This is a genomic window from Kribbella monticola (assembly GCF_003261635.1).
In the GTDB taxonomy this organism is placed as follows: domain Bacteria; phylum Actinomycetota; class Actinomycetes; order Propionibacteriales; family Kribbellaceae; genus Kribbella; species Kribbella monticola.
Window position 1 is genome coordinate 61,487 of record NZ_QFXK01000031.1, and the last position, 21,570, is coordinate 83,056.

At 68.1% G+C, this 21,570-nt stretch carries 23 protein-coding genes and 1 riboswitch; of the genes, 10 read left to right on the forward strand and 13 right to left on the reverse strand.

Annotated elements, in window-relative coordinates; genetic code table 11:
- Position 1: 1 nt before the first annotated feature.
- Genes pnuC through ribD form a run of 3 tightly spaced genes read right to left on the reverse strand, consistent with a single transcriptional unit; the run spans position 2 to position 2,300 of the window.
- A complete protein-coding gene (gene pnuC / locus DIZ26_RS19685; RefSeq protein ID WP_112243591.1) occupies positions 2-667 on the reverse strand; it encodes a nicotinamide riboside transporter PnuC in 666 nt (221 codons plus the stop codon).
- A complete protein-coding gene (locus DIZ26_RS19690) occupies positions 667-1,272 on the reverse strand; it encodes a riboflavin synthase (RefSeq protein ID WP_112243593.1) in 606 nt (201 codons plus the stop codon). Before DIZ26_RS19690 ends, pnuC begins: the two co-directional genes overlap by 1 nt.
- The gene (gene ribD, locus DIZ26_RS19695) at positions 1,272-2,300 is read right to left on the reverse strand and encodes a bifunctional diaminohydroxyphosphoribosylaminopyrimidine deaminase/5-amino-6-(5-phosphoribosylamino)uracil reductase RibD (protein ID WP_198676175.1); all 1,029 of its coding nucleotides are present in this window, start codon (positions 2,298-2,300) and stop codon (positions 1,272-1,274) included. Before ribD ends, DIZ26_RS19690 begins: the two co-directional genes overlap by 1 nt.
- A gap of 123 nt (positions 2,301-2,423) precedes the next feature.
- Positions 2,424-2,555: riboswitch (FMN riboswitch) on the reverse strand.
- A 246-nt stretch (positions 2,556-2,801) separates the two neighbouring features.
- Between ribD and DIZ26_RS19700 the strand changes: the two genes are divergently transcribed.
- The 4 genes from DIZ26_RS19700 (at position 2,802) to DIZ26_RS19715 (ending at position 5,916) form a co-directional block, all read left to right on the forward strand.
- Complete coding sequence (locus DIZ26_RS19700; RefSeq protein ID WP_112243595.1) at positions 2,802-3,659, forward strand: ABC transporter substrate-binding protein; 858 nt, start codon at positions 2,802-2,804, stop codon at positions 3,657-3,659.
- Positions 3,659-4,408 carry an amino acid ABC transporter permease gene (locus DIZ26_RS19705; RefSeq protein WP_112243597.1) on the forward strand — a complete coding sequence of 250 codons (750 nt, stop codon included), beginning with the start codon at positions 3,659-3,661 and terminating at the stop codon, positions 4,406-4,408. The genes DIZ26_RS19700 and DIZ26_RS19705 overlap by 1 nt, the downstream gene beginning before the upstream one ends.
- A complete protein-coding gene (locus tag DIZ26_RS19710) occupies positions 4,392-5,147 on the forward strand; it encodes an amino acid ABC transporter ATP-binding protein (RefSeq protein WP_112243599.1) in 756 nt (251 codons plus the stop codon). The genes DIZ26_RS19705 and DIZ26_RS19710 overlap by 17 nt, the downstream gene beginning before the upstream one ends.
- A gap of 61 nt (positions 5,148-5,208) precedes the next feature.
- On the forward strand, positions 5,209-5,916 hold the full coding sequence (locus tag DIZ26_RS19715; protein WP_112244430.1) for a polysaccharide deacetylase family protein: 708 nt from the start codon (positions 5,209-5,211) through the stop codon (positions 5,914-5,916).
- Here DIZ26_RS19715 and DIZ26_RS19720 read toward each other — a convergent pair.
- Genes DIZ26_RS19720 through DIZ26_RS19745 form a run of 6 tightly spaced genes read right to left on the reverse strand, consistent with a single transcriptional unit; the run spans position 5,913 to position 10,480 of the window.
- A complete protein-coding gene (locus DIZ26_RS19720) occupies positions 5,913-6,704 on the reverse strand; it encodes an HAD-IIA family hydrolase (RefSeq protein ID WP_112243601.1) in 792 nt (263 codons plus the stop codon). The two genes, DIZ26_RS19715 and DIZ26_RS19720, sit on opposite strands and share 4 nt — an antisense overlap.
- Complete coding sequence (rpe, locus tag DIZ26_RS19725; protein ID WP_112243603.1) at positions 6,701-7,363, reverse strand: ribulose-phosphate 3-epimerase; 663 nt, start codon at positions 7,361-7,363, stop codon at positions 6,701-6,703. The genes DIZ26_RS19720 and rpe overlap by 4 nt, the downstream gene beginning before the upstream one ends.
- A 13-nt stretch (positions 7,364-7,376) precedes the next feature.
- Positions 7,377-8,171, reverse strand: a complete 795-nt coding sequence (gene cobK / locus DIZ26_RS19730) for a precorrin-6A reductase (RefSeq protein ID WP_112243605.1) — start codon at positions 8,169-8,171, stop codon at positions 7,377-7,379.
- On the reverse strand, positions 8,168-8,908 hold the full coding sequence (gene cobM, locus DIZ26_RS19735; RefSeq protein ID WP_112243607.1) for a precorrin-4 C(11)-methyltransferase: 741 nt from the start codon (positions 8,906-8,908) through the stop codon (positions 8,168-8,170). Before cobM ends, cobK begins: the two co-directional genes overlap by 4 nt.
- Entirely contained in the window at positions 8,905-10,092 is a 1,188-nt protein-coding gene (cbiE, locus tag DIZ26_RS19740) for a precorrin-6y C5,15-methyltransferase (decarboxylating) subunit CbiE (RefSeq protein ID WP_112243608.1), read from the reverse strand. The genes cobM and cbiE overlap by 4 nt, the downstream gene beginning before the upstream one ends.
- Positions 10,085-10,480 carry a pyridoxamine 5'-phosphate oxidase family protein gene (locus DIZ26_RS19745; RefSeq protein WP_112243610.1) on the reverse strand — a complete coding sequence of 132 codons (396 nt, stop codon included), beginning with the start codon at positions 10,478-10,480 and terminating at the stop codon, positions 10,085-10,087. The genes cbiE and DIZ26_RS19745 overlap by 8 nt, the downstream gene beginning before the upstream one ends.
- Before the next feature lie 140 nt (positions 10,481-10,620).
- Here DIZ26_RS19745 and DIZ26_RS19750 point away from each other — a divergent pair, with 140 nt between their 5' ends.
- Genes DIZ26_RS19750 through DIZ26_RS19770 form a run of 5 tightly spaced genes read left to right on the forward strand, consistent with a single transcriptional unit; the run spans position 10,621 to position 16,121 of the window.
- On the forward strand, positions 10,621-11,919 hold the full coding sequence (locus DIZ26_RS19750) for an ABC transporter substrate-binding protein (RefSeq protein WP_112243612.1): 1,299 nt from the start codon (positions 10,621-10,623) through the stop codon (positions 11,917-11,919).
- Entirely contained in the window at positions 11,916-12,869 is a 954-nt protein-coding gene (locus tag DIZ26_RS19755) for a carbohydrate ABC transporter permease (protein WP_112243614.1), read from the forward strand. Before DIZ26_RS19750 ends, DIZ26_RS19755 begins: the two co-directional genes overlap by 4 nt.
- Positions 12,866-13,717: a carbohydrate ABC transporter permease gene (locus DIZ26_RS19760; protein WP_232828460.1), complete on the forward strand. Its 852-nt coding sequence runs from the start codon at positions 12,866-12,868 to the stop codon at positions 13,715-13,717. The genes DIZ26_RS19755 and DIZ26_RS19760 overlap by 4 nt, the downstream gene beginning before the upstream one ends.
- The gene (locus DIZ26_RS19765) at positions 13,714-15,129 is read left to right on the forward strand and encodes a GH1 family beta-glucosidase (RefSeq protein WP_112243615.1); all 1,416 of its coding nucleotides are present in this window, start codon (positions 13,714-13,716) and stop codon (positions 15,127-15,129) included. Before DIZ26_RS19760 ends, DIZ26_RS19765 begins: the two co-directional genes overlap by 4 nt.
- The gene (locus DIZ26_RS19770; RefSeq protein ID WP_112243617.1) at positions 15,126-16,121 is read left to right on the forward strand and encodes a LacI family DNA-binding transcriptional regulator; all 996 of its coding nucleotides are present in this window, start codon (positions 15,126-15,128) and stop codon (positions 16,119-16,121) included. Before DIZ26_RS19765 ends, DIZ26_RS19770 begins: the two co-directional genes overlap by 4 nt.
- Positions 16,122-16,214: 93 nt before the next feature.
- On the opposite strand, the gene DIZ26_RS19775 is transcribed toward DIZ26_RS19770, so the two are convergent.
- The 3 genes from DIZ26_RS19775 to DIZ26_RS19785 form a co-directional block, all read right to left on the reverse strand.
- A complete protein-coding gene (locus DIZ26_RS19775) occupies positions 16,215-17,558 on the reverse strand; it encodes a hypothetical protein (RefSeq protein ID WP_157979762.1) in 1,344 nt (447 codons plus the stop codon).
- Positions 17,559-17,752: 194 nt separating this feature from the next.
- Entirely contained in the window at positions 17,753-19,228 is a 1,476-nt protein-coding gene (locus tag DIZ26_RS19780) for an ABC transporter permease (protein WP_232828461.1), read from the reverse strand.
- Positions 19,225-20,136, reverse strand: coding sequence for an ABC transporter ATP-binding protein (locus tag DIZ26_RS19785; RefSeq protein WP_112243621.1), 912 nt, complete (start codon positions 20,134-20,136; stop codon positions 19,225-19,227). The genes DIZ26_RS19780 and DIZ26_RS19785 overlap by 4 nt, the downstream gene beginning before the upstream one ends.
- A gap of 97 nt (positions 20,137-20,233) precedes the next feature.
- Here DIZ26_RS19785 and DIZ26_RS19790 point away from each other — a divergent pair, with 97 nt between their 5' ends.
- The gene (locus DIZ26_RS19790) at positions 20,234-20,737 is read left to right on the forward strand and encodes a GbsR/MarR family transcriptional regulator (protein WP_232828462.1); all 504 of its coding nucleotides are present in this window, start codon (positions 20,234-20,236) and stop codon (positions 20,735-20,737) included.
- Between the two features lie 38 nt (positions 20,738-20,775).
- Here DIZ26_RS19790 and DIZ26_RS19795 read toward each other — a convergent pair whose 3' ends face one another.
- The gene (locus tag DIZ26_RS19795; protein ID WP_232828463.1) at positions 20,776-21,429 is read right to left on the reverse strand and encodes an NBR1-Ig-like domain-containing protein; all 654 of its coding nucleotides are present in this window, start codon (positions 21,427-21,429) and stop codon (positions 20,776-20,778) included.
- Between the last annotated feature and the right edge of the window lie 141 nt (positions 21,430-21,570).

The following is a 21,570-nucleotide window of genomic DNA, read 5'->3' on the forward strand; positions in this document are numbered from 1 at the left end:
GTCAGCCCACCACTACCGGTTCAGGCGTGGCGACCGCCGCGCGATTCTGGATCCGCCACCAGGAGGCGAAGCCGAGGACACAGAAGAGTCCGTACACCACGTACATCGCGGCGGACGGGTAGAACTTGGCCTGCACGAGCAGCGGTACGCCGACCACATCGACGGCGATCCAGACCAGCCAGAACTCGACGAACCCACGCGCCATCCCGTACGTCGCCAGGATCGAGCCGGTCAGGATCCACGCGTCCCACTGCGGACCCCACGAACCCAGCGCCTTCAGCACCGGGTAGGCGATCGCGTAGAGCACGACGGCCACGCCGAGCAACTCGAGCCGTTCGCGACCCGAGGCCCACCGCGGCTGGACGCCGGTGCCCGCGCCGCTGTGGCGGGTCTGGTACCAGCGGTACCAGCCGTAGAGGCTGACCAGGGCGAAGAACACCTGGCGGCCGGCCTGGCCCCAGAGGTCCTTGTCCTGCGGGGTGTCGAAGAGCCCACCGACGAACACGGTGAACAGCAGCACGTTGCCGACGATGCCGACCGGCCAGGCGGCCACCAGCCGGCGCATGCCGAACAGGGCGCTCGCGAGTCCGAAGACGTTCCCGACGATCTCCCGGACCAGGACCGGCGACCCGCCGATCGTCACCTGCGAGTGCAGCAGCCAATCCATTATTTGCCTCCAGCAACGAGTAGCCGCTCGACGTACTTGGCGATCACGTCGACTTCGAGATTCACCGTGTCGCCGACCTGATTGCGGCCTAGCACGGTCAGTTCCAGCGTGGTCGGGATCAGGCTGATCCCGAAGGTTCCGGTGCCGTCGTCGACATCGGTGACGGTCAACGACACTCCGTCGACAGCGATGGAGCCCTTCTCCGCGACGTACCGGAGGATCTCCGGCGGGGCCGCGATCCGGACGACCTCCCAGTGCTCGGCCGGCTCCCGGCTCGCGATCGTGCCGGTGCCGTCGACGTGGCCCTGGACGATGTGGCCGCCGAGCCGTGCGTGCGCCTGCACCGCGCGCTCGAGGTTGACGGTCGAACCCTTCTCGACCGCATCGAGGCTGGTGCGCTTGAGCGTTTCGCGCATCACGTCCGCGGTGAAGGTGCCGTCACCGTGCTCGACCACCGTGAGGCAACAGCCGTTCACCGAGATCGAGTCGCCGTGACCGGCATCCTGCGTCACCAGCGGAGCACGGATCGTGAGCCGGGCCGCGTCGCCGTCGAGCAGGTCGAGGGCCTCGACCGTGCCGAGTTCTTCGATGATGCCGGTGAACATCAGTTCCCTCCCAGGGGAGTCAGGGTCAGCCGGACGTCGTCGCCGAGACGAGTGACGTCCGCCAGGTTGAAGCGCCGGAGCTGGTCGATAGATTCCGCGCCGAGATCGCCGATGGCCGAGAAGCCCGATCCGAGCAGGGCGGGCGCGACGTACGCGACGATCTGGTCGACCAGGCCGGCGCGGAGGAACGCGGCCGCGAGGGTCGGGCCGCCTTCGAGCCAAAGATGGCGGATCTGGTGGTCGTCGAGCTGCCGTAGTACCTCGGCCGGGTCGTGGGTGGGGAGCAGCAGGGTCTCGGCGCGGTCGTTGCGGACCCGCGCGGTCGGTGGGATCGGGCGGTCACCGACCACGACCCGCAACGGCTGCCGGACGGCCGGTACGTCGTGCTCGTCGCGGACCGTCAACTCGGGATCGTCGTCGAGAACGGTCTGCGTACCGACCGCGATCGCGTCGCACTCGGCCCGCTTGCGGTGCACGTCGGCGCGGGCGAGCGGACCGGTGATCCACTTGCTCGACCGGTCCGGCGCCGCGCTCCGCCCGTCGAGCGTGGTCGCGAACTTCCAGGTGACGAACGGACGCCCGGTGCGGACGCTGTGCAACCAGACATGGTTCACCGCCTCGGCCTCGTCGCGGAGGACGCCCTCTTCGACGACGATGTTCTTGCTCCGCAGCTTCTCCGCGCCACCGGCGGCTTGCTTGTTCGGATCCGGTACGGCGTACACCACCCGGCTGACGCCGGCCTCGATCAACGCGTCGGCACAGGGCCCGGTCCGGCCGGTGTGATTACACGGCTCCAGCGTCACGTACGCCGTACCGCCGTGTGCCTGCGAGCCCGCCATCTGCAGCGCGACGACCTCGGCGTGCGGGCCGCCGGGGTAGGCGTGGAAGCCCTCGCCGACCGGATGGCCGTCCCGATTGGTGATCACACAGCCGACGACCGGGTTCGGGTGCGTGCTGCCGATGCCGCGGGCGGCGAGCTCGACGGCGCGACGCATCCACGCGCTGTCGATCGGCGAAACGTTCTTCACTGACGGGTCCCTCGTTGTCACGGACGCGCCCGGGGCCATGACAACCGGCGTGCACGATCCGGACCCCCGGTCGCGCGCAGCCAACGGGGCCGCGTCGTCCGGACGCCGGAGCGCTCCGCCGATCGCGTGCGCCTCCCATCCGGACTTTCACCGTCGGTCCTGGAATTCCACCAGGTCAACCGGCCGAGAAACAGCCTCGGCCGGGTCGCGGACTATCACCGCCGGCTCGGAATTACACCGACCCCGGAGCACGCGAGTGGGTTCACTCGTGCCTCAAGTGTGCCACTGCCGCGCAATCCGTCCAGGACCCAGGTCACATCCTGGTACGCCGAGCAGTCGGCTTTTCCTCGATCGCCGGGGTTGATATACCACAAGTCGAGTAGACATTCGGGCGGCGTCTCAGCGGGTGTCGATGGGGAATTGGTTGCCTGGGCGCGGCGTTAGCGTCGGGCGGTGGGTCACCCCCACGCCTTCCTGTTCACCTGTTCTAAGGAGACCTCTGTGCGCGCCTTCAGCGCCATCCGCCGGTTCGCTGCGCTTGGTACGGCCGTCACCCTGGCCGTCGCGCTGGCCGCCTGCGGCAGTGACGACAAATCCGCTGCCTCGGACGGCCCCGATCTGGGCCTGCTGCAGGCCGGTACGCTCCGGATCGGCACGCTCACCGACGCGCCGCCGAACGTGTACGTCAAGGACGGCAAGTTCACCGGTTTCGACAACGACCTGATCACCGCGATCGCGGCGAAGCTGAACCTCAAGCCGGAGTTCGTCGGTACCGATTTCTCCGCCCTGCTGTCGCAGGTGAACGGCGGCCAGTTCGACCTCGGCTCCTCGTCGATCACGATCACCGAGGCGCGTAAGAAGACGGTTGCCTTCAGCAATGGGTACGACTTCGGCTACCTCGGCCTGAACACCACCAAGACCTCCGGCATCACCTCGTTCGACCAACTGCAAGGCAAGCGGGTCGTTGTCGTCCAGGGCACCGTGCAGGACGACTACGCCACCAGCAAGAACCTGAACCCGGTCCGCGTCCCGAACTACAACGCCGCGGTCGGCCAGCTCAAGGCCGGTACGGCGGACGCCTGGATCTCGCCCGCGGAGATCGGCGAGAAGATGGCCAAGGAGCAGGGCGGCGGCGTGGTGATCCTGGCCGCGAAGGAGCTCAGCTCGGCGCCGACGGCGTACGCCGTTGCCAAGAGCAACGACAAGCTGCGCGAGGCGGTCAACAAGGCGCTCGACCAGGTCATTGCCGACGGCACCTGGACCAAGCTCGTCCAGCAGTACTACCCGGGCCGTGCCGTACCGGCGTCCTTCAAGCCCGGTAGCGGCACCGTGAAGTTCGCCCCGCCCGCCGCCGGCTGATGGACATCTGGTCCACGCTGAACGACACCTTCCTCGACTGGGAGTCGATGAAGGCGGTCCTGCCGGAGATGCTGAAGGTGGGGCTGGTCAACACCCTCGTCCTCGCCGCCGCCTCGGTCGTGCTGGGCACCGTGCTCGGCATGATCGTGGCGGTGATGGGGCTGTCCCGGCGGCGCTGGTTGCGCTGGCCGGCCAAGGTCTACACCGACATCTTCCGGGGCATGCCCGCGATCCTGACCATCCTGCTGATCGGTCAGGGCCTGTCCCCGATCACCCGGCACTGGTGGGGCCCGAACCCTTACCCGCTGGGAATCCTGGCGCTCTCGCTGATCGCGGCGGCCTACATCGGCGAGATCTTCCGGTCCGGTATCCAGAGTGTCGAGAAGGGCCAGCTCGAGGCAGCCCGCGCGCTGGGCTTCACCTACCCGGCCGGCATGTCGCTCGTCGTGATCCCGCAGGGCGTACGACGGGTGCTCCCGGCCCTGGTGAACCAGTTCATCGCGCTGGTCAAGGAGTCGAGCCTGGTCTACTTCCTCGGGCTGCTCGCCAGCCAGCGCGAGTTGTTCCGGATCGGCCAGGACGCAGCGGCGACCAACGGCAACCTGTCGCCGCTGCTGCTGGCCGGCCTGTTCTATCTGGTCATCACAGTGCCGCTCACGCACCTGGTCAACTACTTCGACCGGCGGCTGCGCGAAGGCCGTCCCGCCGAACCCGAGGTCGAGGAGCTCGTCCATGCCGACCACCGCTGAACCCGTCGCCGTCAAGGCGGCCAGCCTGGAACTCGCCGGTATCGAACTCGCATTTGGCAACAACAAGGTCCTGCGCGGAGTGGACCTCGCCGTACCGGCCGGGCAGACGGCCTGCGTGATCGGGCCGTCCGGGTCCGGCAAGTCGACGTTGCTGCGGGCCACCAACCGGCTGCTGGAGCCCGATGCCGGCGACATCGTGCTGGGCGGTGCGTCGGTGCTGAAGAGCAACCCGGACGAGCTGCGGCGGCGGATCGGGATGGTGTTCCAGCACTTCAACCTGTTCCCGCACAAGACCGTGCTGGACAACATCACGCTGCCGCTGCGCAAGATCAAGAAGCTCGGCACCGAGGAGGCTGCCGTGGCTGCGCGACGGCAGTTGGACCTGGTCGGGCTCCGCGAGAAGGCCTCGGCACGGCCGGGCAATCTGTCCGGCGGTCAGCAGCAGCGGGTCGCGATCGCACGGGCGCTCGCGATGGAGCCCGAGGTGATGCTGTTCGACGAGGCGACCTCGGCCCTCGACCCCGAACTGGTCAAGGGGGTCCTGGCTCTGATGGCGGACCTCGCGTCGGCGGGGATGACGATGATCGTCGTCACCCACGAGATGGGGTTCGCGCGTCAGGTCGCCGACCAGGTCGCCTTCATGGACCGCGGCGTGGTCGTCGAGTCCGGACCACCCGAGAAGCTGTTCACCGCCGCGGAGTCGCCCCGCCTGCAGCAGTTCCTGTCCCAGGTGCTCTAGCTTTTCGGCCGGATCACGCGGATGGTGGAGGTGTTGCCCGTCGACGCCTGGGGTGCTGATGATGCGAACTCCTCGGTTGCGTGGCTGTCACCCGCTGCGGGTGGCGGTGGTCGTTCTCGCGCTGCTCGGACCCCTGCTGGTCGTGGGGTGCACCCAGCCCACGGCCGCGGTCACCGCGTCCGCCGGCTCGGGCCAAGCGGCGGCCGCGTCGAAGTACGTGATTCTGACCTTTGACGACGGGCCGTCGCCGTACACGGCGAAAGTGCTGGCGATCCTGCACGCGTACGGCGTGAAGGCAACGTTCTTCGAGCTCGGGCAGAACGTGGCGCGGTACCCGTCGCTGACCCGGCGGGTCTATCTGGCCGGGAACAGCGTGCAGAACCACACCTGGGACCATCGCGATCTGCGAACGGTTTCCTGGACCACCTTCAAGTCCGAGGTGTTGAGCACGGATCGGGTGATCCGGGCCCAGACCGGATACACGCCACGGTGTCTCAGGCCGCCGTACGGCGGGGTCAACAGGCTGACCTACCGGCGCGCCGCGAGCCTCGGCAAGACGGTCCGGTTGTGGACCGTCGATCCACGCGACTGGTCACGGCCCGGTACGTCGGTGATCGTGCGCCGGGTGCTCGCGAACGTCCGCAACGGCTCGGTGATCTTGTTGCACGACGGTGGTGGTAATCGCAGCCAGACGGTCGCGGCGTTGCCGACCATCCTGCGGACACTGAAGGCTCGCGGATACGCGTTCTACACCACGTGGTGCGGTTAGGACAGCGCGGAGATCAGCGGAACGACGTCGGCGATGGAGTTGACGATGCGGGTCGGGCGATAGGGGAAGCGCTCGACCTCGTGGTCGGCGGTCGAGCCGGTCAGCACGAGCACGCTGCGCAGGCCTGCTTCGAGACCGCTGATGATGTCGGTGTCCATCCGGTCGCCGATCATCACCGACGTCTCGGAGTGCGCCTCGATCCGGTTCAGGGCGCTGCGCATCATCAGCGGGTTCGGCTTGCCCACGAAGTACGGCGCTACGCCGGTGGCCCGGGTGATCAGCGCGGCGACCGAGCCGGTCGCGGGGAGCGGACCCTCGGCGGACGGGCCGGTGGGGTCGGGGTTGGTGGCGAGGAATCTGGCGCCGTCCGCGATCAGCCGGATCGCGCGCGTGATCGCCTCGAACGAATAGGTCCGCGTCTCCCCCAGCACCACATAGTCCGGCGCCCGCTCGGTCAGCACGTAACCCACCTCGTGCAGCGCGGTCGTCAGGCCGGCTTCACCGATCACGTACGCCGTACCGCCGGGCCGCTGGTCGTCGAGGAACTGCGCGGTGGCGAGCGCGGACGTCCAGATCGCCTGCTCCGGCACATCGATGCCCCCGGCAAGCAGCCGGGCGCGCAGGTCCCGCGGGGTGAAGATCGAGTTGTTGGTCAGCACCAGGAACTTCTTCCCGGATTCCTGCAGGGTCGAGATGAACTCACTCGCCCCCGGAATGGCCCGCTCCTCATGGACCAGTACCCCGTCCATGTCGGTGAGCCAGCTCTCGACCGGCTTGTGCTCGGTCATGCGATCGCCGCCTCGGCGAGGGTGCGGAGGTGGTTCACCATCTGGTTCGGGTCGTCGGCGGAGTAGACCGCGGAGCCGGCGACGAAGACGTCGGCGCCGGCTTCGGCGCAACGCTCGATGGTCTCTTCCGAGACGCCGCCGTCGATCTCGATCCAGATGTCGAGGCCGTGCTTGGTGACCAGGTCGCGGGTACGGCGGATCTTCGGCAGCACGACGTCGAGGAACTTCTGGCCGCCGAAACCCGGCTCGACCGTCATCAGCAGCACCATGTCCAGCTCGGCCAGCATGTCCTCGTACGGCTCGATCGGAGTGGCCGGCCGCAGCGCCATCGCCGCGCGGGCGCCCTTGGCCCGGATCTCCCGGGCGGTCCGGATCGGAGCCCGACAGGCCTCGACGTGGAAGGTGACGCTGGACGCACCCGCCTCGACGTACCCCGGCGCCCAGCGGTCCGGGTCCTCGATCATCAGGTGGCAGTCGAGTGGTTGCACGGCCGCCTTCGCGAGGGCCTCGACGACCGGCATCCCGAGGGTGAGGTTCGGCACGAAGTGGTTGTCCATCACGTCGACGTGCAGCCACTCGGCGTCGGACACGGCCTTGGCCTCGTCGGCGAGGTGCGCGAAGTCGGCGGTCAGGATGCTCGGCGCGATCTGGATTCCCATAAGAATCCGGAGTCTACCGACGGTCGGTCAGCCTGCGGACGACCTGGTCGACCGTCTCGACCACCGTCACCCCGGCAGGCAACGGCGGCCGCTCGATCACCACCACGGGGATCCCCAGCGCCCGCGCCGCCTCGAGCTTGGCCGAGGTCATCGGCCCGCCGCTGTCCTTGGTCACCAGTACGTCGATCCGCCGCTCCCGCAGCAGTTCCAGCTCACTCTGTACGACGTATGGCCCGCGATCGAGCAGCAGCTCGCACCAGTCCGGTACCGGCTCCGGCGGATCAACACAGCGTGCCAGAATCCACACCCCGGCCGGAGCGGGGCCGGAAGCGGGAGGAGCAGGGGCCGCGGCAGCGGTCGTCTGGGGAACTGCTGCTGCGGCGAAGGCGGAGAGGCCTTGGCGGCCGATGGTGAGGAAGGCTCGCTTTCCCAGGCGCGGCAGGATCCGGGCGGCTTCTTCTGGCGAGCCCACCCAGGTCCACCGGTCCCCCGCCTGCTCGCGCCAGCCCGCGCGCCGCAGTACGAGTAACTCCACATCTGTCAGTCGCGCCGCCTGGGCCGCATGCTCGGTCATCGTCGCGGCAAACGGATGCGTCGCGTCCACCACGACGTCGATCTGGTGAGTATTCAGCCAGTCGATCAGACCCTCGACGCCGCCGAAGCCACCGCGGCGGACGGCACCCTCCGGCAGCCGAGCCTCGGCGGTCCGGCCGGCCAGCGACGACACGACCTCGATCTCCGGCTCCCCTGCCAGCAACTCCGCCAGCCTGCGCGCCTCCCCGGTCCCCCCGAGCAGCAGGACTTTCACCGGGTCCGGGTGGTCGAGTAGAGATGGGAGTCGGGAAAGTTGTCGTCGGCAAGGACCTGGCCGACGATGACCACCGCCGTCCGCCGGATCCCGGCCTCGTGGACCTGGGCGGCGATGGTTTCCAGGGTGCCGCGGAGGATCACCTCGTCCTCGCGGGAGGCGCGGGCGACGACCGCGGCGGGGCAGTCGACGCCGTAGTTCGGGGCGAGTTCTTCCACGAGGCGCTCGATGTGCTGAACCGCGAGATGGAGGACGATAGTCCCGCGACTCGCCCCGAGCGTCGCGAGGTCTTCACCGGGTGGCATCGCGGTGGCGCGCGCTGCGATGCGCGTCAGGATGACGGTCTGGCCGACCTCCGGCACGGTGAGCTCACGGCGCAGGGAGGCGGCGGCCGCGGCGTACGCCGGTACGCCGGGCGTCACGTCGTACGCGATCCCCAGCGCATCCAACCTGCGCATCTGTTCGGCCATGGCGCTGAAGACGGACGGGTCGCCCGAATGCAAGCGGGCGACATCCACACCGGCCTCGTGGGCTTTGGTGAGTTCGGCCAGGATCTCGTCGAGGTTCAACTGAGCGGTGTCGACCTTGCGAGCGTCCGGCGGGCAGTGGTCGAGGAGCTCGACGGGGACGAGCGCACCGGCGTACAGGCAGACGGGCGAGGACGCGATCAGGTCGCGGCCGCGGACGGTGATGAGGTCGGCCGCTCCGGGTCCGGCACCGATGAAGTGGACGGTCATTTGGTCAGGCTCCAGATCGTGACGGGCATTGCGGGGCGCCAGCCGGTCATGCCTCCGACCGGCGACGCTCGCTGGACGTCCAGCCGGACGAGGTCGCCGCCGAGTTCGGCGTACCAGCGAGCGATCAGCACCTCGGTCTCCAGCGTCACCCCGTTGACGACCAGCCGGCCGCCCGGCTTGAGCGCTTCCCAGCAGGTCTCGATCATCCCCGGCGCGGTCGCCCCGCCGCCGACGAACACAGCATCCGGCGACTCCAATTCGGCCAGCGCTTCCGGTGCCTTGCCGACAACAGTCCGTACTACGACGCCCAGCGTCGCCGCGTTGCGCTCGAGCCGCTTCGCACGATCCGGGTCCCGCTCGACGGCGACCGCGCGGCAACTCGGATGGTGCCGGGACCACTCGATCGCGATGCTGCCCGCGCCGCCACCCACGTCCCACAGGAGCTGCCCGGGCACCGGCGCGAGCCGCGACAACGTCACCGCGCGAACCTCCCGCTTCGTCAACTGCCCGTCACTCTCGTACGCCGAGTCAGGCAGCCCGGGAGCCGTCGACAACACCGGCCCGTTCTCACACTCGATCCCGATCACGTTGAGCGCATCCACCTCGCCGGCCCACTCCGCAGCCTTCGTCGTCCGGACCCGCTCGTCCGACGACCCCAACTGCTCCAGCACCGTGAACCGGCTCCCGCCGAACCCGCGATCGGTCAGCGCCTCCGCGACCTCGGCCGGCGTATGCGTACCCCAGCTCAGTACGACGAGTCGCCGGCCGGGCTGGATGTGCGGGTGCACCAGCTCGAGCGGATGCCCGACCAAGCTGATCACCTGGACCTGATCCTGCGGCCAGCCGAGCCGCGCACACGCCAGCGAGACGCTCGACGGATGCGGGATCACCTTCACCGCATCCGCACCGAGCAGCCTGGTGAGCGTCGTACCGATGCCGTGGAAGGTGGGGTCGCCGCTGGCCAGCACGCAGATCCTCCGGCCGCGGTGAGCCTGGAGCAACCCCGGCAAGGACTCCGACAACGGCGACGGCCAGGCGACCTGCTCCGCCTTGCCGGCCGGGATCAGCGCGAGCTGACGAGTGCTGCCCATCAGCACCTCGGCCTCGGCGATCTCCATGCGGGCGATCGGAGCCAGCCCGTCCCAGCCGTCGGCGCCGATCCCGACGACGATGAGGTCAGACACGGCCGAGAACCTTGCTGACGGTGATCTCGATGACCACGCGCTCCGGGTTCTCGCGCGGCTGACGGTAGCGCTCGGCGTACCGGCGTACGGCGTCGGCGACCCGCTCGGGATCGTCGCTCACCACCGCGCGGCCCTCCAGCGTCGACCACATCCCGCCTTCGACCTGGGTGACGGCGACCGACGCCTCCCCCAGCGCCCTGATCTGGCGAGCTTTGTGCGAACCACCGGAACAGATCACGCGGGCGATGCCGGTCTTCAGATCGAGCGTGACGCCCACCATCACGGCATGCACCGTGCCGTCCGCGCGGACCGTACTGAGCACCGCCAGCCGCCGTTCGGTCCAGAAGTCGGCGAACTCGGCGGACCGCTCGTTCAAGGGCTGTTGCACCCGCCGATCGTAGACAACGCCGAGTTTGGACTCGATTTGGGAACGCTCCCACTGAACTCTTGACAGCCCCTACGACTGCCCCGATGCTCTTGGGAGCGCTCCCAAATGGAGTGTCGCAAATCACTAGGAGGGGTCAGGCGATGAGCCAGACGAAGCGGTTCCTGGCGGTCACGGTGGCTGCCGTGACAGCCCTGGGCATGGTCGGGGCATGCAGCAAGAACACCGACGACGCCAAGCCGGCGGCGGACGGTCAGGTCAAGTTGGTGGTCGACACCTTCGGCGACTTCGGTTACAAGGCGCTGGTCGCGCAGTACCAGCAGGAACACCCGAACGTGAAGGTCGAACTGCGCAGCGTGCAGAAGCTCGACGACTACAAGCCGAAGCTGACCCAGTACCTGGCCGCCGGCACCGGCGCAGGCGACGTGGTGGCGCTCGAGGAGGGCATCCTCAACGAGTTCAAGACGCAGCCGCAGAACTTCGTCAACCTGCTCGACCAGGGTGCCGCCGACCTGCAGCCCAACTTCCTGCCGTGGAAGTGGGAGCTCGGCCGGGTCGGAACCGACGGGCCGCTGATCGGGCTCGGTACCGACGTCGGCGGTCTGGCCGTCTGCTACCGCAAGGACCTGTTCGCCAAGGCGGGCCTGCCCACCGACCGCGACGCGGTGTCGAAGCTGTGGCCGGGCTGGGACGAGTTCATCGCCACCGGCAAGAAGTTCTCCGCCGCCAAGACCGGCGCCAAGGGCTTCGTCGACTCGGTCACCACCAGCTTCTCGGCGATGCTGTCGCAGGCCGGTGACACCAACTTCTACGACCGCGACAACAAGCTGATCGCCGACTCGAACCCGGTCGTCCGGCAGTCGTGGGAGACCTCGATGAAGATGGTCTCCGAGGGCGTCAGCGCCAAGGTCCCGACCTGGTCGAAGGACTGGGAGGCGGGCTTCAAGAACGGCAGCTTCGCGGTCACCATGTGCCCGTCGTGGATGCTCGGCATCATCAAGACCAACTCCGGCCCGGCCAACGCCGGCAAGTGGGACGTTGCCTCGGTGCCTGGTGGCGGCGGCAACTGGGGCGGCTCGTGGCTCGCCGTACCGACCCAGAGCAAGCACCCGAAGGAGGCCTACGAGCTGGCCAAGTTCCTGACCTCGCCCGAGGGCCAGGTGGCCGCCTTCAAGGAGGCCGGACCGCTGCCGTCGTCGCCGAAGGCACTGGACGACCCGGCGTTCCTGGCGCTGACCAACGACTACTTCTCCAACGCCCCGGTCGGCAAGATCTTCGGCGCCGGCGCCAAGTCGCTCAAGCCGGTCGTGCTCGGGCCGAAGCACCAGGCGGTCAAGGAGCGTGCCTTCGAGCCCGCGCTGCAGGCCGTCGAGCAGGGCAAGCTCACCCCCGACAAGGCATGGCAGCAGGCTCTGAAGAGCGCTGTCAAAGAGGCGAAGTGACCTCTTCCAGCGTCGTCCGGGCGTCGGCGGCAGCGCGTGCCGCCGACGCCCGGGATCCTTGGCGCTCCCGGCTGACTCGCGCGGACGTGAGGTTCGCGCCGTACTTGTTCATCGCGCCGTTCTTCGTCCTGTTCGCGATCTTCGGGGCGTTCCCGCTGGTCTACACCGGCTGGGTGTCGCTGCACGACTGGCACCTGATCGGTGACCACACGTTCGTCGGTCTCGACAACTACACCGCACTGTTCTCCGACCCGGACTTCTGGAACGCGCTGAAGAACACGGTCGGCATCTTCGTCATCGCCACCGTCCCGCAGCTGCTGATGGCGCTGGGGATGGCGAACCTGCTGAACCGCAAGATCCGCGCCCGGACCTTCTTCCGGATGGGCGTGCTGATCCCCAACGTCACCTCGGTGGCCGCCGTCGGCATCGTCTTCGGTCAGCTGTTCGCCCGCGACGTCGGTCTGGTCAACTACGTGATCACCAGCCTCGGCCTCGATGCGGTGGACTGGCAGGCCAACACCTGGTCCAGCTGGATCGCGATCGCGACGATGGTCGACTGGCGCTGGACCGGCTACAACACGCTGATCCTGCTCGGCGCGATGCAGGCGATCCCGAAGGAACTGTTCGAGGCCGCCTCGCTGGACGGCGCCGCGCCCTGGCAGCAGTTCTGGCGGATCACCGTGCCACAACTGCGCCCGACCTTGGTGTTCACCGTGATCATCTCCACGATCGGCGGCCTTCAGTTGTTCACCGAGCCGGTGATCTTCGGCAACGGCCGGATGCTCGGCGGCACGCTCGGGCAGTTCCAGACGGTCACCATGTACATGTACGAGACCGCGTTCCAGCGCTTCCAGTACGGGTACGGCGCCGCGATCGCGTGGGCGCTGTTCGGCCTGATCGTGGTGTTCTCGCTGATCAACCTGCTGATCGTCCGGAGGGCTGCCCGATGAGCACGATGAAGGCTGCCTCCGTCCGGTTGTGGCGCACCAGCCCGGCGACGTACATCGCGTTGATCGTCGGCTGTGTGACCTCGCTGTTCCCGATCTACTGGATGTTCGTCGTGGCCACCCGGTCCAACGACGTGATCAACGACGTACCGCCGCCGTTGCTGCCCGGCGCGGCGCTCGCCGACAACGTCGGCCGGGTGTTCGCCAACGAGCACGCCGCGTTCGCGTACGGCCTGGTGAACTCGCTGGTCGTGTCGAGCGTGGTGACGCTGTCGGTGGTGTTCTTCTCCACGCTGGCCGGGTTCGCGTTCGCCAAGCTGCGGTTCCGCGGCCGCAACGGGATGTTGATGGTGATCATCGGCACGATGATGGTCCCGGTCCAGCTCGGCCTGATCCCGCTCTACATGCTGATGGTGAAGATCGGCTGGAACGGCCATCTGCAGGCGGTGATCGTGCCGTTCCTGGTGAGCGGTTTCGGCGTCTTCATGATGCGCCAGTACGCCGCCGAGGCGATCTCCGACGAACTCGTCGAGGCCGCCCGGGTGGACGGCTGTTCGACCTTCCGGATCTACTGGAACGTCGTCCTGCCGGTACTGCGGCCCGCCGCGGCCGTCCTCGGCCTGCTCACCTTCATGCAGACCTGGAACGAGTTCATCTGGCCGTACGCCGTCCTCGACGCCAACACCCCCACCGTCCAGCTGTCGCTCAGCCTGCTGGCGACGGCGTACTACACCGACTACGCCCAGGTCTTCGCTGCGACGGCCTTGGCTACGCTGCCATTGTTCGCAGTATTCATCCTGTTCGGACGCCAGATCATCGGCGGCATCATGGAAGGTTCGATCAAGTCGTGACAACGGAGAGCCAGACCGAGCCCGGTACCGGCCTGCAGCTGCCCCCCGGCTTCCTTTTCGGCGCCGCCACGGCCGCCTACCAGGTGGAGGGCGCGGCGACCGCCGACGGGCGCGGCCCCTCGATCTGGGACACCTTCTCGCACACCCCCGGCCGGGTACTGGGCGGCGAGACCGGCGATGTCGCGATCGAGCACTACCAGCGGTACCGCGAGGACGTCGCCTTGATGTCCGACCTCGGCCTGCAGGCGTACCGGTTCTCGATCGCCTGGCCGAGGGTGCAGCCGACCGGTCGCGGTGCGCTCAACCAGGCCGGTGTCGACTTCTATTCGCGGCTCATCGACGAACTGCTGGCCGCCGGGATCGAGCCTTGGCCGACCCTGTACCACTGGGATCTGCCGCAGCCGCTGGAGGACGCCGGCGGCTGGCCGGAGCGGGACACGGCGGAGCGGTTCGCCGACTACGCCGGCGCGATCAGCGCAGTACTGGGTGATCGGGTCCGGCAGTGGACGACGCTGAACGAGCCTTGGTGTTCGGCGTTCCTGGGCTATGGCTCGGGCGTGCACGCACCGGGTCGCCAGGATCCTGCGGCAGCGGTTCGGGCGGGACATCACCTGATGCTCGGGCACGGCCTGGCCGCCGGCCTGCTCCGATCCGGCGGCCACCAGGTCGGCGTGACGATCAACCTGTACGACGTCGTGCCGGTCAGCGAGCGGGAGATCGACGTGGACGCCGCCCGGCGGATCGACGGGCTGCAGAACCGCTTCTTCCTCGACCCGGTCCTGCTCGGGTCGTACCCCGCCGACGTGATGGCCGATCTCGCCTCGGTCACGGACTTCTCGCACGTCCAGGACGGAGACCTGTCGGTCATCTCGACCCCGCTCGACATGCTGGGCGTGAACTACTACAGCCGGCACGTGGTGACTGGTGAGGCGGGCGACGGTGACGACGGTCACGGAGGTGCAGCCGGTAGCGGCGCCTCGCCGTGGCCGGGCAGCGAGCACGTGGGCTTCGCCAAGGGTGACTTGCCGGTCACCGCGATGGGCTGGGAGATCCACGCCGAAGGGCTGACGAGCGTCCTCGAGCGCGTTTCCGTGGAGTACCCGGCGGTGCCGCTGTACGTCACCGAGAACGGCGCCGCCTTCGCCGACGTACCGGATCCGGACGGGCTGGTCCGCGATCCCGACCGGATCAGCTACCTGGACGGGCACCTGCGGGCCTGCCAGGCGGCGATCGACGCCGGGGTGCCGCTGCGCGGGTACTTCTGCTGGTCGCTGTTCGACAACTTCGAATGGTCCTGGGGATATTCACGGCGCTTCGGGCTGGTCTATGTCGACTACGAGACCCAGACACGGACCCCGAAGAGCAGCGCGTATTGGTACGGCGATCTGATCCGAGGCAGGCTAGCGACATGACCGAATCCCGTCCCACTATCGAAACCGTCGCGGCGAGGGCGGGGGTGGGGCGGGGTACTGCTTCGCGGGTGGTGAACGGATCGTCCCAGGTCAGCCCAGCCGCCCGCGCCGCGGTACTGAAGGCGATCGACGAGCTGGGCTACGTGCCGAACCGGGCCGCCCGCAACCTGGTCACCCGGCGTACCGACTGCGTCGCGCTGGTGATCTCCGAACCAGGCGAGCGGCTCTTCACCGAGCCGTACTTCGCGGGCATCGTGCGCGGCATCAGCTCGGCGATGGCGCAGACCAACCTGCAGCTCTGGTTGTCGATGGTGCAGAGCCCGGCCGAGCGGGACCGCGCCGGCCACTTCCTCACCCGGGAACACGTCGACGGCGTGATGATGCTTTCCCAGCACGCGGACGATCCGCTGCCGGCCAAGGTACGAGCCAGCGGTCTTCCGCTGGTTCTCTGCGGCCGCCCACTGGCCGGCGCCGAGGACATTCCCTTCGTCGACGCCGACAACGCCATCGGCGCGCGGCAGGCGGCGCAGTACCTCTTGGACCAGGGCCGCAGCCGTCTCGCCACCGTCGCCGGCCCCCAGGACATGTCCGCCGGCGTCGCCCGCCTCCAGGGCTTCCGCGACGTCGCCGGCGACGCCTTGGTCGAATACGGCGACTTCAGCGAAGAAAGCGGCGCCCGCGCGATGGCCGCCCTCCTGGACCGCGACCCCACCCTCGACGCGGTCTTCGCCGCCTCCGACCCGATGGCCTTCGGCGCCATGCGAGTCCTCAAGTCCGCCGGCCGCCACATCCCCACCGACGTAGCCGTCATCGGCTTCGACGGCTCCCCCGCCGGCCGCCACACCGACCCACCCCTGACCTCAGTCTTCCAGCCCACCGAAGAAATGGGCCGAGAAATGACCCGCCTCCTCCTGGCCCAACTAACCGGCAACACCCCCACCGAAACCCAAGTCATAGTCGACACCCACCTAGAACACCGAGGCAGCGCCTAACCTCACCGAGGCGTGCGTGCGGGGTCTCGTCGCCGCTCGGCCGGATTCGCGCGGGTGTGCGCGAATCCGGCGCAGGGCAGGCGTTCGCTTGGGTCAGGTTGCCGCGGAGACCAGGACCTTGGTGCTCACTGCGGTCTCGAACCACCGTGCCTGGCCGGCGTAATACGCTCGCCACTGGCCGCCGGCCGGCTGGTCGACAGTTGCGGAGAACCCGTAACCGCTGCCGTCCCAGTCCGCGTTCTCGATGGTGGCCAAGGTCACCCAGGAACTCGTGGTGCCGGATGCGCGGTACTGGATCTGTACGGGGATGGTTCCGGGCGTGTAGTTGCTGAAATTCAGGTGGCCGCTGGCGACCACCTGGCCGGATTCGTTCCTGGCAGCGGTGAAATCGCTGAACTGTGCCGGCTGTAGCACGCTCACCGGCGCTCTTGAAGTCACCGGTGGCAGGAAGGGGTCCGGCTGCCCGTTCTCGTCCTTACCGGAGAATCCGACCTGGTAGTAGCCGGTGACGTGGGGCACTGCGGTGATCGAGAACCGTCCCTCGGCGTCGGTCACCGGCTGATCGTCGACGGCGCCCCAGCAGTACTCGAACTCATCGCATTCCGAGAGACCGAACGGCCGGTTCGCCAGCGGTTGCCATCCGTCCGGAGAATTCCAGGTCAGCTGGCCGCTGATGGTGACCGGCTCGCCCGCCTTGACCTGTCCGGGCGTCACCTTGACCGCGATGCGCGTGCGCAACGGTTGCACCGAGATGTGCTGAGACTCTGACTCGGCGAATCCGTAATCGTTGCTGCGGATGTTGAAGTAGGCGGAAATGTCGTCTGCCTTGTTGAGCGTCACCGTGCCGGTGAAGCGTCCGTCCGAGCCGGTCTGCACCCCCACGGACGGTCCGAAAAGCGACAAGATCTCGACCGGCTGGCCTGAGATCGGCCGGACCAGTCCGTCCGTTGGCCATTTGCCGCTCAGGGTGCCTTTCACCTTCACCGTACGCCGGCTGTAGGTGATCGTCGTGTGGTCGAAAGACAGCGCACTGAAGCTCGGCTGGATGACATAGACGAGTGACCCGGCCGACTGCAGAGAGGTTCGCTGGCCCAGCGTGTCGATGGCATCGACATCGATGCGGTAGATGCCGAACTTGTCGAGCTGAACACGCGAGTCCGCGGTGTACACGCCCTCATGAACCGTGCCGCTGGACAGGCTGAACGATGTGACAGTTGCGACTTCCTCGCCGCTCGTCATGGACCGAATGTGCGCGGTCAAACCCTCGATGCCCGCCTCGGCGCTCGCGTAGACCTCCACGATCCCGGGATCGTCCTGGGAACCGTGGGCCCAGTTGACGGTCGGCGGAGCTGCGGCGATTGCCGCCGCCGGAACAACACCCATCAAGGCGGCGGCACTGGCCAACGCCACTATCAGTACCCGCAATTTTGCGGTCATGGATCCTCCCCCAGATGCTCACCCCGAGCGGGCGGAGCGTAACAGGGTGTGGAGGGTGGGCGCGACGGGATTGCAGGTTTGTTGCAGCCGTCAGGTGGTGAGGTCTCGGTGGCGGAAGGTGTAGAAGCCTGCGGCCATGAGGGCTGCAGTGATGGCTAGGAGGGCTACGACGGGGGTGGGGGTGAAGGGGCCGCCTAGGGGGAGATGTTCATGACTGAGTCGGGGAGGTTGAAGAGGGGGCCGAACTGGCCTAGGAGGAGGAAGGTGGCGAAAAGGGCCCAGGTTGCGGTGACCAGTTTGGGGGCCAGGCCGAAGAGGATGACGACCAGGGCTGTGACCAGCCAGATGGCTGGGAGTTGGACCAGGGCGGCTGCGAGCATGCGTGGGAGTTGGCGGTTCATGTTGCCCAGGGAGGCACCGCTGGAGATGCCGGAGCCGAGGCCGCCGACCAGGACCAGGACCGAGGTGCCGAACAGGGCCATCAGGACGTGGCTGGCGAGCCAGCGGGAGCGGGTGATTCCCGTTGCCAGCAAGGGTTCTGCGCGCAGGGAGGTCTCCTCGCTGCGGAGGCGCAGCGCGGCCTGGATGCCGAAGGCGCTGGCGATCAGCCCGAGCATCCCCATCTCGGTGGAGAGGAACGCGTCGGTGATTCCCTCCACGCCGCCCAGCTTCTCGACCATCTTGCGGGCACTGTCGCTGGTGACGAAGCCTTCCACGTTGCTGGCGATGTTGCCGACGATGAACCCGAGCAGCAGGAACCCGAATCCCCAGGCATACAAGGAACCTCGGTGCAGCCGCCACGCCAGCGCCAGCGGCGACCGCAGCCACCGCGAGGCGGTCGCGGGACCCGGACGCGCCCGGAGCAGACCAGCACCGATGTCGCGCCGGCTGAGCAGCCGGTACGCCGCTGCCACCAGGATCACCATCAATGCCAACGGCAACAAAGCGACCCAGAAGCGGTCGCCCGCATAGGCCCGGATCTGCTGCGACCACCCGATCGGCGACAACCACGAGATCCACCGTGGACCGTCCGAAGCAGCCGAGTCGCCGAGCGCGCGGAGTACGTAACTGACACCCAGTACTACGGCCGTCAACCCGTTCGCCGCACGGGCCCCCTCGGTGAGTTGGGCCGTCACCGCACCCACTCCGGCGAACGCGAGCCCGGCCGTGATCCAGACCAGCCCGAAAGCCAGCGATCCCGAGACCCCCAGCCCCACACCGATCAGGCTCAGCGAGGTCAACAGGCCGAGCACGATCACCATGCCGCCCGAGACGATCAGGGCAGCCGTCACCACGGCGTACCGGCCCAGTACGCCGGCGCTCAGCAACTCGAGTCGGCCGGCCTCCTCCTCGGTGCGGGTGTGCCGGACGACCAGCATCGCGGCGAGCAGCGCAACCAGCAGGGCGCCGAACGCGGTCAGCTTGAACAACGACACCTCACCGAGCGAGGTAGGGTCGAAAATCCTTCCGTACAAGGAAACCAGGGCCGGTGAGGAGTTGGTCGTGCTGGCCGCGGACACCCGCGAGGCGACGTCCGGGTAGAGGTCGATCGACGCCTGCGCCGAGCCGGCCGCCATCGCGACGAAGACGACGATCCAGACCGGCAGCAGCACCCGGTCGCGCCGCAACGCCAGGCGCACCAACGTCGCAGTACCAGCGAAGTCCTTCATCGCGACGCCGCCTCCAACGCAACCCCGTCGTCCTCGTAGTGCCGCAGGAACAGCTCTTCCAGGGTCGGCGGCTGCGCCACCAGACTCTTGATCCCCGCTTCGGACAGCTCCTTCATCAAGCCGTCGAGCTGAGCGGTGTCGACCTCACAGCGCACTCGGTTGCCTTCGACATCGAGTCCGTGTACGCCGGGCAGCCGGTCGAGGCCCATCGGCGCAGCCGACAGCTCGGCCTGGATGGAGGTCCGGGTGAGGTGACGCAACCCGGCGAGGGTGCCGGATTCGACCACCTTGCCGCGCCGGATGATGCTGACCCGATCGCAGAGCGCCTCAACCTCGGACAGGATGTGCGAGGAGAGCAGCACGGTCCGGTCGCGGTGCCGCTCCTCCTCGATGCACTGCCGGAACACCTCTTCCATCAGCGGGTCGAGGCCGGACGTGGGCTCGTCGAGGATCAGCAGCTCGACGTCGGAGGCGAGCGCCGCGACCAGGGCGACCTTCTGCCGGTTGCCCTTGGAGTAGGCCCGGCCCTTCTTCGTCGGATCCAGATCGAACCGCTGCAGCAGGTCGTCGCGCTTCTTCGGGTCCAGCCCGCCGCGCAGCCGGCCGAGCAGGTCGATCACCTCGCCACCGGACAGGTTGGGCCACAGGTTGACGTCGCCGGGAACGTAGGCGAGCCGCTTGTGCAGCTGCGCCGCGTCCCGCCACGGGTCGCCATCGAGCAACGACACCTCCCCCGCGTCAGCCTTGAGCAGCCCGAGGAGGACTCTGATGGTGGTGGACTTCCCGGCGCCGTTCGGGCCGAGGAAGCCGTGCACCTCGCCGGTCGCGACGTCCAGGTCGAGACCGTCGAGGGCGTGCGTGCTCCCGAAGGACTTGTGCAGTCCGGAGCTGACGATGGCTGATGTCATGTTTCAGAAGGTACACTTCGTTCAGAACTTTGTGAATCTTTCTAACACGTTCCTCACAGGTCAGGTTTTTCCGTCACCGGGAGGAGATGATGGGGCGGTGAGCGCACACCGAGACGACGAGGCGGTCCAGCGGTACGCCGAGCAGTTCGGCAACCTGCTGGCCGAGACGGGCTGGCCGCGGATGGCCGCCCGCGTTTTCGCCGCCATCCTGGGCAGCGAGCAGGGCCGGATGACCGCCGCGGACCTGTCCGACCAGCTCCAGGCGAGCCCGGCCGCGATCTCCGGGGCGGTCCGCTATCTGCTCCAGATGCGGCTGGCCAGCCGGGAACGCGACCCCGGCAGCCGCCGGGACGTCTACGTGGTCCAGGACGATTTCTGGTACGAGTCGATGATGCGCCAGGACCGCTTCCTGACCCGCTGGGAGGACAGCGTCAAACTGATGCTCGACGCGGCCGGCCACGGTACCGACACCGCCCGGCGGCTCCGGGCGACGATGGGCTTCCTCGAATTCATCCAGGCCGAGGTCGACGGCCTGAGCGAGCGCTGGGTCAAGCGCAAGGCCGAGATCGACGCCGAACTCGATGCGGAGTTCGGCAACTAGAACTGGGCACCCAGAGCTCGCCAAGTGGAGCTGGGCGATCAGAGCTCGTAGACGGTGAAGATCGTGCAGTAGACGGGCGGTGACTCCAGACCCGGGTAGTAGAGCCGGCCCTCTTCGTCGGTGACCTTGAAATAAGCCGTCGATGCTCCCACCTGCGACGGCGCCTGCAGCATCATGCGCACGGTCACGACCTCACCCGGCACTGCGTCCGGCAGCCTGGTGCGGGCCGGCGAGCGCATCCACCCGGGCGTCCCGGCGGCGCCTTGCCGCGTCAGCCAGCGATCCTTCCAGACCCGCTCGCCGCTGTTGCGGATCTCCCAGCTCTTCTCGAACTCCTGGTCCCGGCAGACCCGGGTGCCGTCCGGCACTGTCTCCCCCACCAGTTCGGCGCGGTCCTCGGGATGATGGTCGGCCGGGACGGATCCGCCGAGCAGCATCGGGTGCAGCACGGACCCGCGCCGGCGCATGTCCCGCAGCGACATGTCCTTGCCGACCCGGACCGCCTCGTCCAGCTCGACCGACTGGTTCACCAGCGACTGGCCGGCGCCGAACGACTCGTCGTACCACTCGATCAGTTCGCGACTCGGCTTGGTGTGCCCGCGCTCGACCCGCGACAGGTGTCCCTTGTCCCAGCCGGACAGGGTGGCGGCACGGGTGAGCGGCACGCCGGCCGCTTCGCGGAGTTCCCGCATGCGACTGCCGATTACGGAGCGAGCCTGTGCTGGCCTCACGGTTTCTCCCGGTGGTCACTCGTTCACAGAGACTACTCGGTGGTCCGTTATTGGTTTTCGTTGCCCACTGCGACAACACGGTGACGCTTTGATTCTCTGTTT